General features: G+C 69.3%; 9 protein-coding genes and 1 pseudogene. 3 read left to right on the top strand and 7 right to left on the bottom strand.

The annotated features are described in order from the left end of the window. Positions 1 to 102: 102 nt before the first annotated feature. Genes Sp245p_RS15990 through Sp245p_RS15980 form a run of 3 tightly spaced genes read right to left on the bottom strand, consistent with a single transcriptional unit; the run spans position 103 to position 2975 of the window. Positions 103 to 1089, bottom strand: a complete 987-nt coding sequence (locus Sp245p_RS15990; RefSeq protein ID WP_014197102.1) for a TRAP transporter substrate-binding protein — start codon at positions 1087 to 1089, stop codon at positions 103 to 105. A 19-nt stretch (positions 1090 to 1108) separates the two neighbouring features. After that, the gene (locus Sp245p_RS15985) at positions 1109 to 1954 is read right to left on the bottom strand and encodes a putative hydro-lyase (protein ID WP_014197101.1); all 846 of its coding nucleotides are present in this window, start codon (positions 1952 to 1954) and stop codon (positions 1109 to 1111) included. Between the two features lie 43 nt (positions 1955 to 1997). Beyond that, entirely contained in the window at positions 1998 to 2975 is a 978-nt protein-coding gene (locus tag Sp245p_RS15980) for a LysR family transcriptional regulator (protein ID WP_014197100.1), read from the bottom strand. 163 nt (positions 2976 to 3138) lie between these two features. Between Sp245p_RS15980 and Sp245p_RS15975 the strand changes: the two genes are divergently transcribed. Both Sp245p_RS15975 and Sp245p_RS15970 read left to right on the top strand, forming a co-directional pair. Next, entirely contained in the window at positions 3139 to 4323 is a 1185-nt protein-coding gene (locus Sp245p_RS15975; protein WP_244947670.1) for an efflux RND transporter periplasmic adaptor subunit, read from the top strand. Then, positions 4320 to 7442, top strand: a complete 3123-nt coding sequence (locus Sp245p_RS15970; RefSeq protein WP_109138674.1) for an efflux RND transporter permease subunit — start codon at positions 4320 to 4322, stop codon at positions 7440 to 7442. The genes Sp245p_RS15975 and Sp245p_RS15970 overlap by 4 nt, the downstream gene beginning before the upstream one ends. Before the next feature lie 137 nt (positions 7443 to 7579). Here the strand turns inward: Sp245p_RS15970 and Sp245p_RS15965 are convergent, their stop codons facing one another. Beyond that, positions 7580 to 8467 carry a LysR family transcriptional regulator gene (locus tag Sp245p_RS15965; protein ID WP_014197096.1) on the bottom strand — a complete coding sequence of 296 codons (888 nt, stop codon included), beginning with the start codon at positions 8465 to 8467 and terminating at the stop codon, positions 7580 to 7582. Between the two features lie 147 nt (positions 8468 to 8614). Here Sp245p_RS15965 and Sp245p_RS15960 point away from each other — a divergent pair, with 147 nt between their 5' ends. Next, a complete protein-coding gene (locus Sp245p_RS15960; protein ID WP_014197095.1) occupies positions 8615 to 9364 on the top strand; it encodes a sulfite exporter TauE/SafE family protein in 750 nt (249 codons plus the stop codon). A 4-nt stretch (positions 9365 to 9368) separates the two neighbouring features. Here Sp245p_RS15960 and Sp245p_RS15955 read toward each other — a convergent pair. From Sp245p_RS15955 to Sp245p_RS15945, 3 genes and pseudogenes are all read right to left on the bottom strand, one after another. Then, positions 9369 to 12514: pseudogene (locus Sp245p_RS15955) on the bottom strand (efflux RND transporter permease subunit). Between the two features lie 16 nt (positions 12515 to 12530). Beyond that, positions 12531 to 13691 carry an efflux RND transporter periplasmic adaptor subunit gene (locus Sp245p_RS15950; protein ID WP_014197093.1) on the bottom strand — a complete coding sequence of 387 codons (1161 nt, stop codon included), beginning with the start codon at positions 13689 to 13691 and terminating at the stop codon, positions 12531 to 12533. Further along, positions 13688 to 14347, bottom strand: coding sequence for a TetR/AcrR family transcriptional regulator (locus Sp245p_RS15945; RefSeq protein WP_014197092.1), 660 nt, complete (start codon positions 14345 to 14347; stop codon positions 13688 to 13690). Before Sp245p_RS15945 ends, Sp245p_RS15950 begins: the two co-directional genes overlap by 4 nt. Between the last annotated feature and the right edge of the window lie 88 nt (positions 14348 to 14435).

Below are 14435 nucleotides of genomic sequence, written 5' to 3'. Positions count from 1 at the left end.
GTTTTGCCCCCACCCCGGCCCTCCCCCGCTGGGCAGGGGAGGGAGAAAGTCCCCTCCCCTGCGTTAGCGGGGGAGGGTTAGGGTGGGGGCAAACGCCGCCGCTTACTTCCGGAAGGCCGAAATGATCGCCTCGCCATCGGCGCCGGCGGCCTTGGTCCACTCGTCGGTCATCGTCTTGCCGATGGCGGCGAAGCCGTCCTTGATCGCCGGGGACGGGGTCAGCACCTTCATGCCGTTGCCGGAGAGCGTCTGGTTCAGCTCCGCCGTCTTCTTCTCCCACTCGGTCCAGCCGGTGGCTTCGGCCTTGGCGGCGGCCTGCTCGACGGCCTTCTTCGTGGCATCGTCCAGGCCCTTCCAGACCTCGGTGCTGACGAACACCATGTTGCGCGGCAGCCAAGCCTGCACGTCGTAATAGACGTTCACGAAGTCCCACGCCTTGGTGTCGACGCCGGTGGCGGCGGAGGTCATCATCGCGGTGACGATGCCGGTGCCGAAGGCCTGCGACACCTCGGCGGCCTCGATCTTGGTCGGCACGGCGCCGGCCAGCTCGGCGATGCGGGTGGTCGCCGGGTTGTAGGCACGGAACTTCTGCCCCTTCAGGTCGGCGACGGAGCCGATCTCCTGCTTCACGTAGAGGCCCTGCGGGGGCCACGGAATCGAGTAGAGAAGCTTCAGGCGCTGACGCTCCAGCTTCTTCTCCAGATAGGGCTTCGACGCCTCGTAGAGCTTCTTGGATGCGGCGAAGTCGGTCGCCAGGAAGGGCACGGAATCGAGGCCGTAGAGCGGGTCCTCGTTCGCCCAGGAGCTGATGAGCACCTCGCCGATCTGGGCCTGCCCGGACTGGACGGCGCGCTTGATCTCCGGATGCTTGACCAGCGAGCCGTTGGAATGGACGGTGATCTGGATCTTGCCGTTGGTCGCCGCCTTCACGTCCTCGGCGAACTGGCGCACCGTGATGGTGTGCAGGTTCGTGTCGGGGTAGGGGGTCGGCATGTCCCAGGTCTCGGCGAAGGCCGCGACCGGGGTGGCGCAGAGGCCGATGCCGAAGGCGGCGGCGGCGAGGCGGGTCCGCAGGGTGATCGCGGTCATGTGAGGAAGCTCCCTGTTCTTATCGAAAAAGTTGCGCGACCGAAGGGGACACACCCTCCAGCTCGGCGTTCAGCCGGTCGGTGACCAGCATGTGGCCGGGGCTGTGGGCGATGGCGAAGGGCAGGCGGGCGGCGGCGAGCGCCACCTGTGGGGTGACCCCGCAGGCCCAGAAGACGGGGACCTCGCCGGGGGCGAGCGGAACGGCGTCGCCGAACTCCGGCTGCGACAGGTCGCGGATGCCGAGCGCTGCCGGGTCGCCGATGTGCACCGGCGCGCCGTGCACGGCGGCGTAGCGCCCGGTCACCGCGGCGGCGCGTTCGGCCTGCGCGGGGGTCATCGGGCGCATCGACACCACCATGCGCCCGGCGAAGGGTGGCACGGCCACGCAATCCCGGTCGGTCACGTACATCGGCACGTTGCAGCCGCGCTCGATGTGGCGGACCGGCAGGCCGGCGGCGAGCAGCGCCTCCTCGAAGGAGAAGGAGCAGCCGATGGCGAAGGCGACCAGATCGTCGCGCCAGACGGACAGCAGGTCCTCCGGCTCCTCCGCCAGCCGGCCGTCGCGGTAGACGCGGTAGCGCGGGAAGTCGGTGCGCAGGTCGAGGTCCGCGCCAAGCTCCGCGAAGCGGTGGTCGCCCGGCTGCGACACGGCGAGCAGCGGGCAGGGCACCGGGTTGGCACGGCAGAACCGCTCGAAGGCGGGGGCCACATCGGCGGGAACGATGGCGAGGTTCGCCTGCACATGGCCCGGCGCCAGTCCGGCGGTCGGCCCGCGATGCTCCCCCCGGCGGATCGCCAGTCGGGCCAGCAGGGCGGCGGACGCGGTATCGGGCGGAAACGGGGTGCTTGGGGTCACGGACTGCATGGCGGGCAAAACCTCGGTGACCAAACTGTTGTGTCCTAAGGGTTCACGCATCCGTCCGATCCGTCAAATTTTCATTTTGGATCGTTTGCGATAAACGGCGTTTATCAGTGGATGGTCTGTCAATGGGCGCCCCGTGCCGTTGCGCCCGCACGATTTCCAGCGCCATGTCCGCCACGATGGGCACCAGCGGGTTGTCGCTGTCCACCGGGTGGCAGATGGTGAAGTCGAGGTCGGGCAGCGGGTCCTCCGCCGGGATCAGCCGCAGCAACCCTTCCGCCAGTTCGCGCTCGATCACCGCGGGCGGGATGGCGCTGATGCCGATGCCGTCCAGGGTCATCCGCACGATGCTGGCGAGCGAGCTGTTGCCGTAGAAGCGCAGCGGCGGCAGGCCGGGCCGCTTGAACATCTGCTGGATGGCCACCGACGGCTTGGTCTGTCGGGAAAAGGTGATGACCGGGTAGCGCGCCAGATCGGCCAGCCCCAGCCGCCCGGAGGGCAGGTCCAGCGACGGGCTGGCCACCCAGGCCATGGGGTAGCTGCTCAGCGCCTCGTTGCGCATGTCCGGCTCGGCCACCGGGCCCAGCATGAAGGCGATGTCGAGGTCGTGCGCCAGCAGCCCGTTGCGCAGGTGGATGGAGGTATCGACCTCGATCTCCAGGCTGACCAGCGGGAAGCGGTTGTGCAGCCGTTCGATCAGGCGGCTCAGCCAAGTGTGGACGATGGTCTCCGCCACGCCAAGCCGGATCAGCCCGCGCAGGGTCGTCGATTCGGCGACCGCGTGGACCAGCTCGGCCTGGAGCGTCAGCATCCGCTCGGCGTGGTCCAGCAGCTCCATGCCCTTCAGCGTCAGCGTGACCCGCCGCGTGCCGCGGTTGAACAGCTGGACGCCCAGCTCCTTTTCCAGCTGGGCGATGCGGGCGGAGATGGCCGGCTGGGTGGTGTTCAACCGCCCCGCCGCGGCGCGGAAGCCGCCCAAACGGGCGATCCACACGAAGGCTTCCAAATTCTTTAGGTCCAGCATTGCCGAATCGCTCCGCAGCCCATACCCGCTGTTACAGTCTGTTACCAAATGGCTGTAGGATGGACATTAACCTGCAAAGCCTCTCCTGCGATAATGGGCCGCATTGCCTTATGGCGGGATGGCGCGCTCCGGCCGGACCGGGCAGCCCTACCGGGAGTTCGATGTGACGAAACGCATAGCGCTGTTTGCGCTCCTGCTCGCCGCGCTGATGGGCGGCGGTTACTGGTACACGCACCGGGCGGGCGGGGCCGACGCGCAAACGGCGAAGGCCGCCGCCCCGGCCGGACCACGCGCTCTCCCGGTGGTCATCCGCACGGTCGAGCAGCGCGCGGTGCCGGAGCGGCTTGGCACCATCGGCTCGGTCCAGCCGGTGGCCGCCATCGCCATCAAGGCGCGCGTCGATTCGGTCGTCGAGACGGTCCATTTCACCGAGGGGCAGGAGGTGAAGGCGGGCGACCTGCTGTTCACCCTCGACTCCCGCGCGCTGGAGGCGCAACTCCGTCAGGCCCAGGCCAATCTGGAGCGCGACCGCGCCAACCTCGACAAGGCGCGCGGCGACGTGAAGCGTTACGAGCAGCTTGTCCGCTCCAACACCGTGGCGCGCCAGCAGTACGACGCGGCGGTGGCCGCCGCCGATGCGTTGGAGGCCACGGTGAAGGCCGGGCAGGCGGCGATCGAGGCGGCCAAGGTCTCGCTCAGCTTCACCCGCATCGCCGCCCCCATGGACGGGCGCACCGGTGCGGTGAACGCCAAGCCCGGCACCATGGTCCGCGCGGCGGACGCCACGCCGCTGGTCACGCTGACCCAGCTCCGCCCGATCACCGTCGCCTTCAACGTGCCGGAACGCCACCTGCCGACCATCCGCGCGGCGATGGAGACGAGCAAGCTGTCGGTCACCGCCGGCATTCCCGGCGCCGCCGTGCCGCCCGCCGAGGGCGTCCTGAATTTCGTGGACAGCCAAGTCGACCAGCAGACCGGCACGATCCTGGTGAAGGGCCAGTTCGAAAACGCCGACACGCGGCTGTGGCCCGGCCAGTTCGTCGACGTTGTTCTGACCCTGCGGGTCGAGCCACAGGCCCTGACGCTGCCGGAGGAGGCGGTGCAGACCGGTCAGCAGGGCCGTTTCGTCTATGTGGTCAAGCCCGACGACACCGTGGAGATCCGCAACGTCACCGTGGCACGCAGCCAGGAGGGCACCGCCGTCATCGCCGACGGGGTGCAGGCCGGTGAGCGCGTGGTGGTCGACGGCCAGTCCCGCCTCTATCCCGGCGCCAAGGTCGCCGCCGCCAAGAACGGCGGCAAGGATGGAGCCAACGGCAAGGCTCCGCTCACCGGAGGCGCGTCATGACCCTCTCGGATCTGTGCATCCGCCGTCCGGTGATGACCATCCTGCTGACGGCGGCGCTGGTTCTGGGGGGCCTCGCCGCCTACCGCCAACTGCCCGTCGCGGCGCTGCCGCGGGTCGATTTCCCGGTCATCAACGTCTCCGCCACGCTGCCCGGCGCCAGCCCGGAAACCATGGCTGCCTCAGTTGCCAGCCCGCTGGAGCGCGAATTCTCGACCATCGCAGGCATCGACACGATCACCTCGACGTCGAGCCTCGGGAACACCTCGATCACCATCCAGTTCGTCCTGGAGCGCGACATCGACGCCGCCGCCCAGGACGTGCAGGCGGCCATCGCCCGCACCCAGCGCCGCCTGCCGGCGGAGATGACCACCGCGCCCAGCTACCGCAAGGTGAACCCGGCCGACCAGCCGGTGCTGATGCTGGCCCTGTCCTCGCCGACGCTGACGCTGTCGTCGCTGAACGATTTCGCGGAGACCGCGGTCCAGCCCAAGGTCGCCACCCTGCCGGGCGTTGCCCAGGTGCAGATCTACGGCGCGCAGAAATACGCCGTGCGCGTCCAGGTCGACCCCAACGCGCTGGCCGTGCGCGGCATCGGCATCGACGAGCTTCAGAAATCGCTGGCCGCCGCCAACGCCAACACCCCGGTCGGCACGCTGTCCGGCGCCAGGCAGCAGCTCGTCCTCGCCGCCAACCCGCAGCTTCCTGACGCCGAGGCCTTCCGCGGCCTGATCGTCGCCTACCGCAACGGCGCCCCGGTCCGGCTGGGCGACGTGGCGAACGTGCTGGACAGCGTCGAGAACGCCCGCACGGCGAGCTGGCACAACGGCACCCGCGCCATCGTCATGGCCGTGCAGCGCCAGCCCGACGCCAACACGGTCGACGTGGTGGACCGGGTGCGCAACCTGCTGCCCAGCTTCCGCGCGCAGCTTCCGCCCAGCGCCAAGGTCGAGGTGGTGAACGACCGCTCCACCTCGATCCGCGAGGCGGTGGAGGACGTGCAGTTCACGCTGGGCCTGACCATCGCGCTCGTCGTGCTGGTGATCTTCCTGTTCCTGCGCCGCCTGACGGCGACGATGATCCCGGCGCTGACCGTTCCGATCTCGCTGATCGCGACGGCGGGCGGGATGCATCTGATGGGCTTCTCCATCGACAACATCTCGCTGATGGCGCTGACGCTGGCGGTCGGCCTCGTCGTCGTCGACGCCATCGTGATGATGGAGAACATCGTCCGCTACGTCGAAGAGGGGATGCCGCCCTTCGAGGCGGCGCTCAAGGGCTCGCGGGAGATCGGCTTCACCATCATCTCCATCACCGTGTCGCTGGTGGCCGTCTTCATCCCGATCCTGCTGATGGGCGGGGTGGTCGGGCGCGTCTTCCACGAGTTCGCGCTGGTGGTGACCATGGCGATCAGCGCCTCGGCCTTCGTGGCGCTGACGCTGACGCCGATGATGTGTGCCCGCATGCTGACCCACGAACCGCATGGCGCCAAGGAGGGCTGGTTCGGCCGTGTCCTGGAGGGCGGGTTCAGCGCGCTGCACCGCGGCTACGCCGTGACCCTGCGGCTGGCGCTGAGGCACCGCCCGGTGATGGGGCTGGTCATGATCGCGACGGTGGTCGGCTCCGCCCTGCTGTTCCAGGCGATCCCCAAGGGCTTCTTCCCGACCGAGGACATCGGCCAGATCACCGTCTCGACGGAGGCCGCCCCCGACATCTCCTTCCCGGCCATGGCGGAGCGGCAGCAGGAGGTGGCGCGGATCATCAAGGCCCATCCGGCGGTGGCGGACATGACCTCGTCGGTCGCCATCGGCGGCAATTCGGTCAACACCGGCCGCATGTTCGTCGTGCTGAAGCCGCGCGCCGAGCGGCCTCCGGCGGGCGAGGTGATCCAGCAGCTCCGCCGCCAGCTCGCCGGCATTCCCGGCATGGCGGTCTACATGCAGCCGGTGCAGAATCTGCGCATCGGCGGCCGTTCGTCCAAGAACGAGTTCCAGTACACCATCCAGGGCCTGAACACGGAGGAGCTGTACGCCTGGTCGGGACGGCTGGAGCGGGCGATGCACGACATCCCGATCCTCCAGGACGTGACCAGCGACCTCCAGCTCAACAGCCCCCAGGCCTATGTGCATGTGGACCGCGAGAAGGCGGCGACGCTGGGGATCGGCGTCGATCAGGTGCGCTCGACCCTCTACAGCGCCTTCGGCCAGCGGCAGGTCTCGACGATCTACACGCCGACCAACGACTATCAGGTGCTGATCGAGCTGGCGCCGAAGTACCAGCAGGACGACAACGCGCTGTCGCGAATCTATGTGCGCTCCGGCTCCGGCAAGCTGGTGCCGCTGGACGCCTTCGCCAGCGTGCAGCGCACCGCCGGGCCGCTGACGGTCAACCACCAGGGGCAGTTGCCCGCCGTCACCCTGTCCTTCAACGTGGCACCCGGCCATTCGCTGGGCGAGGCGGTGAACGCCGTCCGGCAGGCGGAGATGGAGATGGCCCTGCCGCCGGGCATCACCACCGGCTTCGCCGGCACCGCCCAGGTGTTCGAGGACGCCCAGAAGAGCCAGGGGCTGTTGCTGCTCGCCGCGGTGCTGGTGATCTACATCGTGCTCGGCGTGCTGTATGAGAGCTTCATCCACCCGCTGACCATCCTGTCCGGCCTGCCGTCCGCGGCTATCGGAGCGCTGGCGACGCTGATGGTGTTCGGGCAGGAGCTGAGCGTCATCGCGATCATCGGCATCCTGATGCTGATCGGCATCGTGAAGAAGAACGCGATCATGATGATCGACTTCGCCATCGACGCGCAGCGCAACCAGGGCATGACCGCGCGCGAGGCGATCGAGCAGGCCTGCCTGCTGCGCTTCCGCCCGATCATGATGACGACCATGGCGGCAATCATGGGCACCCTGCCCATCGCCGTCGCCCATGGCGCCGCCGCGGAGCTTCGCCAGCCGCTCGGCCTCGCGGTGGTCGGCGGCCTGTGCGTGTCGCAGATCCTGACGCTCTACATCACGCCGGTGCTGTTCCTCTACATGGAGGACGCCGGCAACGCCGTCTCCCGGCTGTGGAGGCGCCGTCACGGTGCCGCCCCGGAGGCGCCGCACCCGGTGCCGGGCGCGGAGTGAGAGCTTCACATGGTTGTTTTCCCTCTCCCCTCCGGGGAGAGGGTTAGGGTGAGGGGGTTGCGCGTGGCGATGCGTTCGGCAAAAGCGCAACCCCCTCACCGGCCCTTTGGGCCACCCTCTCCCCAGAGGGGAGAGGGTTAAACAGCACCGGCCAGCCGCTTCACCAACTCACGGCTGTGGCCGGGCAGCGCGTCCAGCCGGCGGACGCAGACGACCAGCGAGCGGACCGCCCAAGGGTCGGTCAGGCGCACCGCACGGATTTTCGTGAAGCGGCGGCAGCGCTTCGCCGAGGCTTCCGGGACGATGCCGAGCCCCACCCCCTGCTCGACCATCCGGCAGATCCCGTCGAAGCCGCGCACCCGCACGCGCAGCTTCAGCGGGCGGCCGGCGCGGATGGCGTGTTCGTTGATGTGCTGCTGAAGAGCGTTGCGCGTCGCCAGCCCGACGAAATCCTCCTCCAGAACCTCGCGGAGGGCGACGCTGCGGCGGTTGGCCAGCGGGTGGCCGTGCGGCGTGACCAGCACCATGCGGTCGGTGCGGAAGGGAAAGACCTCCAGCCCCGACAGGTCGGCGTGATCGGACACCACCCCGGCGTCGGCCAGCCCCTCCGCCACCGCCCGCACGATCTCGTGGCTGGGCCTTTCCTCCAAGTCGATGTCGATGTTGGGGTGGGCGGCGAGGAATGGCGCCAGGGCCTCGGGCAGGAATTCTGCCAGGGCGGCGGTGTTGGACAGCAGCCTCACATGGCCCTTCAGCCCCTTGGCGTAATCGCCCAGCTCGCCGCGCATCCGCTCCACCTGCTGGAGGAGGACGCGGGCGTGATGGACCAGCGCCTCGCCCGCCGGGGTCGGGCGGACGCCGCGCCGCCCGCGCTCCAGCAGTGGCACGCCAAGCGTCTCTTCCATCCCACGGATTCGTGCGCTCGCCGAGGCGAGGGCGAGGTGCGTGCGCTCCGCACCGTGGGTGATGCTCTCCGCCTCCGTCACGTTCAGGAACAGCCGCAGGTCGGTCAGGTCAAAACGCATGGGCGGGTCTCCAGCGGAGCGGCAGCCTTCGTCTGAACCGAAGGCTGGCTGTGTGACATCCACATTGCCGGAAGCCAAGGCCTTGCCTCAAGTGGCATCAAACCCTCTCCCGGGGCGGGAGCGGGGACCTGACATGAGGGTGCCGTGATGATTGACCTGCCTCTCCTCATCGTCGCCGCCATGGCCTTGACCTTCCTGCTGGCCGGGTTCGTCAAGGGCATGATCGGCCTGGGCCTGCCGACCGTCGCCATGGGGCTGCTCGGCCTCGTCATGCCGCCCGCCGAAGCGGCGGTGATCCTGATCGTGCCTTCGCTGGTGACGAATCTCTGGCAACTGGCCTTCGGCCCCGGCCTCGGCGCCACCATCGAGCGATTCTGGCCGATGATGCTGGGGATCACGCTGGGCACCTGGGCCGGGGCGGGGCTGCTGGCCGGCGCCTCGTCGGGGCAGGCCGCGGCGGCTCTGGGCGGAGCATTGGCGCTCTACGCGGTGGCCGGGCTGGTGAAGCTGCCGCTGCGGGTGCCGCCCGCGGCGGAATCCTGGCTGTCGCCGCTGGTCGGCGTGGCGACCGGCGTGGTGACGGCGGCCACCGGGGTTTTCGTCATCCCCGCCGTGCCCTACCTCCAGGCGCTGGAGCTGGAGCGCGACCGGCTGATCCAGGCGCTCGGCCTGTCCTTTACGGTGTCGACCCTGGCTTTGGCCGCCGGGCTGGCGCAGCACGGGCTGTTCGACGGCACGCTGGCCTGGGGCTCACTGGCCTCTCTGTTGCCGGCCCTGGCCGGGATGGCGCTCGGCCAGAGCCTCCGCCGGCGGGTGCGGGCGGAGGTGTTCCGGCGCTGCTTCTTCCTCGGCCTGCTGGCGCTCGGGCTGTTCCTGATGCTGGAGCATCTGGGGTGAAGAGCTACTCCGCCGCCGTGCCCTGTGCGGCCGTGCCGTGCGCCACCGCGTCCGGGTCCTTGTGGGCGAACCAGCGCTTGAAGCGCCGGGACAGCGCGTCGAGGTAGGTCAGGATCACCGGAACCACCAGGAGAGTGAGCAGGGTGGAGCTGATGAGGCCGCCGATCACCGCGTGGGCCATGGGTGCCCGCTGCTGCGCGCCTTCGCCGATGCCGAGCGCCAGCGGGATCATGCCGAAGATCATCGCCATGGTGGTCATGACGATGGGGCGCAGGCGGATGATGCCGGCCTCCACCACCGCGTCGCGCAGGTCCACCCCGCGAGCGCGGGCCTGGTTGGCGAAATCGACCAGCAGGATGGCGTTCTTGGTCACCAGACCCATCAGCATGATGAAGCCGATGGCGCTGAAGATGTTCAGCGTGGACCCGGCGACCAGAAGCCCCAGGAACACCCCGACCAGCGACAGCGGCAGCGACATCATGATGGCGATGGGCTGCAGAAAGCTGCCGAACTGCGAGGCCAGGATCAGGTAGATCAGGATCACCGCCAGCAGCAGCGCCTGCGTGGCGTAGGCCGACGTCTCGGCGATGTCCTTGGTCGAGCCGCCGAAGACGATGCGGTAGCCGGGGGGCAGCTTGATCTCCGCGATGGCCGCCTGAAGCTCCTTGCCGGCGTCGCCGGCCGGGCGCCCCTGGACGTTGGCCTGGACGTTGACCTCGCGGGACAGGTCGCGGCGGTTGATCTGCGAGGCGCCGAGCGTCGTCTCGACCCGGCTGACCTGCGACAGCGGCACCATGCGCGGCGCCCCCTCCGCGTCGTTGGAGCCGGTCAGGTAGATGCGGTCGAGGTCGGCGCGGCCTACCCGGTCGTTTTCCGGCAGACGGACCAGCACGTCGTAGGTCTCGCCGTCCGGCGCCTTCCAGGTCGACACCTTGTCGCCGGCGAAGAGGGGACGCAGCGTGTTCGCCACTTGCGCCGTGCCGACGCCGAGATCGCTCGCCAGATCGCGCTCCAGCCGCACCGACAGGGTCGGCTTGGCGGCCTTCAGGCTGACGTCCACGTCCACGAAGCCGCGGATGCCGGCCATGGCGGCGGTCACCTGCTTGCCGATGCGGTCCAGCTCCGCGATGTCGCGGCCCTGGACGGACACCTGGATCTGCTTCTGCACGCCGCCAACGCCGGGAATTCCGATCCCGATCTGGACGCCGGGGATCGCCGACAGCCGTTCGCGCAGCGGCGGCGCCAGCGTGTTCGGCGTGCGCGTGCGCTGGTCGATCGGCTTCAGCCGGACATAGACGCTGCCCCGGTTCTTGCCGACCGACGCGCCCGTGTTCACCGTGGAGTAGGTGTAGGCGACCTCCGGAAACTCGCGGATCGCCGCCTCGACCTGCCGCAGCTTGGCCGCCGTGTAGTCGAGGGACGAGCCGACCGGCGTTTCCACGTCGACGATGGATTCCCCGAGGTCGGCGGCGGGCACGAACTCGACGCCGATGCGCGGCACCAGGAAGAAGCTGCCGACAAAGATTCCAAGCGCCATCAGCAGAACCAGCCAGCGCCAGCGCAGCGCCCAGCGCAACGTCCGGCCATAGACCCGCGCCAGCGCGTCGAAAGCGCCCTGGAAGCCCGCCGCGAAGCGCCCGAAGACGCCGCGCCCGTGCCGTCCGTGGGCCGCCGGATCGTACCACAGGCTGGACAGCATGGGGTCCAGCGTGAAGGACACGAACAGCGAGATCAGCACCGCCGCCGACACGGTGATGCCGAACTGCAGGAAGAAGCGCCCGATGATACCGCCCATGAAGGCGACGGGAAGGAACACCGCCACGATGGTCAGCGTGGTCGCCAGGACCGCCAGACCGATCTCCTTGGTGCCGTCCAGCGCCGCCTGCCGGTGCCCCTGGCCCTTGCCGAGGTGGCGCATGATGTTCTCGCGCACCACGATGGCGTCGTCGATCAGGATGCCGATGGCCAGCGACAGCGCCATCAGCGTCATCGTGTTCAGGGTGAAACCGAAGGCCGCCAACACGCCGAAGGTGCCCATCACCGCCACCGGCAGGGTCAGCGCGGTGATCACCGTGCTGCGCCAGGACCCCAGGAAGATCATCACGATGGCGATGGTCAGCACGCCACCCTCGACCAGCGTGCGCTGGACGTTGCTCAGCGAGTTGGTGATCCCGCGCGAGGTGTCGCGCACCACCTCCAGGGCGACGTCGGAGGGCAGGGAGCCGTCGCGGCGCAGCTCGTCCAGCGCCTTGTAGAGGCCGCGCGCCACCTCCACCGTGTTGGAACCCTGGATCTTCACCACGTCGACGGCCAGCGCCGGCTGCCCGTTGAACAGGGCGACGGAGTCCTGCTCCTCCTGGCCGTCCAGCACCTCGGCGACCTGGCGCAGCCGCACCGGCTCGCCGCCGCGGCGCGCGACGATGATGTCGAGAAGCTCGCGCGGGTTGATGACGCGTCCGTCGACCTGGACGACGCGCTCCGCCCCGTTGCCCGAGACGGTGCCGGCGGGGATGTCCTGGTTCTCGTCGCGGATCGCCTTGAGGACCTGATCGACGCCGACGCCCAGCGCCTCCAGCCGTTCCGGGCGCAGCCGCACCTGGACCTGCCGCTTGACCCCCCGGCGATGGTCGCCCGCCCGACGCCGCGCACGTTTTGCAGGCGCTTCAGGACGATCTGGTCGGTCATGGTGGTCAGGTCGCGCAAGCTGCGGATGTCCGACTTCACCGCCAGGGACAGGATGGGCTGGTCGTCCGGGTTGAAGCGGGTGATCTGCGGGTCCTTCACCTCGTCGCGGAACTTGGGGCGCAGGGCCGACACCTTCTCGCGCACGTCCTGCAACGCCTGGGTCGAGGCGGTCTTCAGGTCGAACTCGGCGATCACCACCGACTGGCTCTCGTAGGAGCGGGAGGTCAGCGTCTTGATGCCGGCGATGGTGTTGACCGCGTCCTCGACGGGACGGGTGACGTCGGTCTCGACCGATTCCGGGCTGGCGCCGGGGTACTCGGTGGAGATGACGACCAGGGGGAAGTCCACGTCGGGAAACTGGTCGACGCCCAGCCGGTTGTAGGAAAACAGGCCCAGCACCATCAGCGCCACCATCATCATGGTGGCGAAGACGGGGTTGTCGACGCTGATGCGGGTGATCGGCATGGCGCGGCGCGTTCCCTTACGAACCCATGACCTTGACGGCCCGCCCGGCGGTCAGGCCGGGCAGGGGGGCGGTCACCGCCAGATCGCCGTCGGCCAGCCCGCGCACCTCAACGAGATCGCCGCGCGCCCAGGCGCCAAGCACCTCGACCTTGCGGCGCTCCACACGTCCGCCGGAGACGACCAGCACGAAGGTGCCGTCCTGGTCGTGGCGGACGGCCGCCGGGGGCAGGGCGAAGGCGCCCTCCACCTCGTCGACCACCGCGTCGCCCGCGGCGAACATGCCGCCGCGCAGGGCCCCGTCGGCGTTGTCGAGGACGATGTAGACGGGAATGGCGCGGGTGCCGGCGCGGGCCATCGGGTTGATGCGGGCGATCTGGCCGACGAAGTCGCGCTCGCCGAAGCCCTCCACGCGCAGCCGCACGGTCTGGCCGGGCTTCAGCCGGGCCACATCGTCGGCGGGCACCGCCGCCTCGACCTCGACGCGGCTGAGATCGACGACGGAGAACATCTTGGCGTTGACCGCCAGCGTCTCGCCGGGGTTGACCGCCCGCTCGGCCACCGTTCCGTCAATCGGGCTCATCACCACCGCGTCGCGCAGCGCCTTGCGGGCGAGGTCCACCTGCGCCTCCAGCGCCGCGACGGTGGCCTGCTGGAAGCGGAAGCTGCTCTGCGCCTGATCCATGTTGGTTTCCGAGACGATGTCCTTCTGACGCAGCGCCAGATTCTTCGCGCGGGTCTTGTCGGCCAGGACGAGTTGCGCCTTGGCGCCCTCCAGGTTGCTCAGCTTCTCGTCCAGCTTGGCCTGAAGCTCCACCGTGTCGAAGCGGGCCAGAACCTCGCCCTTGCGGACGGCCTGCCCCTCGCGCACCGGAACCTCGACCAGCCGGGCGGCGACCTCCGACTTCACCATGGACTGCTCCATCGGCTTCACGGAACCGCTGAGCCGCACCAGTTCGGTCAGGCGGCGCGGGGCCATGCGGGTCAGCTCGACGGGCGACAGCTCCACCGCCCGCTCCGCCGGGGGCAGACCGGCCACCGCCGGGGAGACCGCGTCATGGCTGCTCGTGGCCTTCCAGGCGACGCCGCCCGCGGCCAGAGCCCCGACGATCAGCAGGGGCAGCAGCAGGCGGCGCCGCGGCTTGGCGGCGAGACCATCGGAACGGGCGGCGTCGATCATGGGGTGCGGTCCTTGGGTTCGGCCCTCAGCCCGTTGAGGACGAGGTCGAGATAGGCGTCGAGGTAGGATTCGGCGGAGACCGCGGCGGGGTCCGGCTCGAAGGGGCGCAACGAATGGTTCCACAGCGAGAGCATGCTGAGCGGGGCGGCGATGACGCGGGCCATCTGCTCGACGTCGACCGGCCGGAATTCCCCACGCTCGATGCCGCGGCGCAGGATGCGCATGAAGAAGCGCCGCCCGCGCAGGACGACCTCCTCCATGTAGAAGCGGGCGAGGTCGGGGAAGTTCTGCGCCTCGGCAATGACCAGCTTCGACAGACCGGCGTTGGGGCTCTGCTCCATCTCCCAGAAGCCGCGGGCGAGGCCGCGCAGGAATTCCTCGCTGCTGCCGGTGAAGCTGTCCAACAGGTCCTCGCCCATCTGGAACTGCGGCAGGATGGACTGCCGGACGACCGCTTTGAACAGCCCTTCCTTGTTCTCAAAATAGAGGTAGGGCAGCCCGACGCTGACGCCGGCCCGGCGGGCGACATGCTCCAGCTTGGTTGCGGCAAATCCGCGCGAGATGAACAGGTCGCGCGCCGCCTCGATCACCTCGGCGGGGCGGGCCTCCTTGCGGCGGGACCGGCGGGAAGGGGGAAGGGGAGAGGTGTCGGGCATCGGTGCGAAGCTATAAATGAACGTTCATTCAATATGGAATGGCCTCTGAAAAGTCAAGCGGTTGAGAGGGCTGCGGCGATCGGACCGC

This window comes from Azospirillum baldaniorum (genome assembly GCF_003119195.2).
Taxonomy (GTDB): Bacteria; Pseudomonadota; Alphaproteobacteria; order Azospirillales; family Azospirillaceae; genus Azospirillum; species Azospirillum baldaniorum.
Note: the sequence above shows the minus strand (reverse complement) of the source record. Positions and strands in the feature narration are given on the sequence as shown.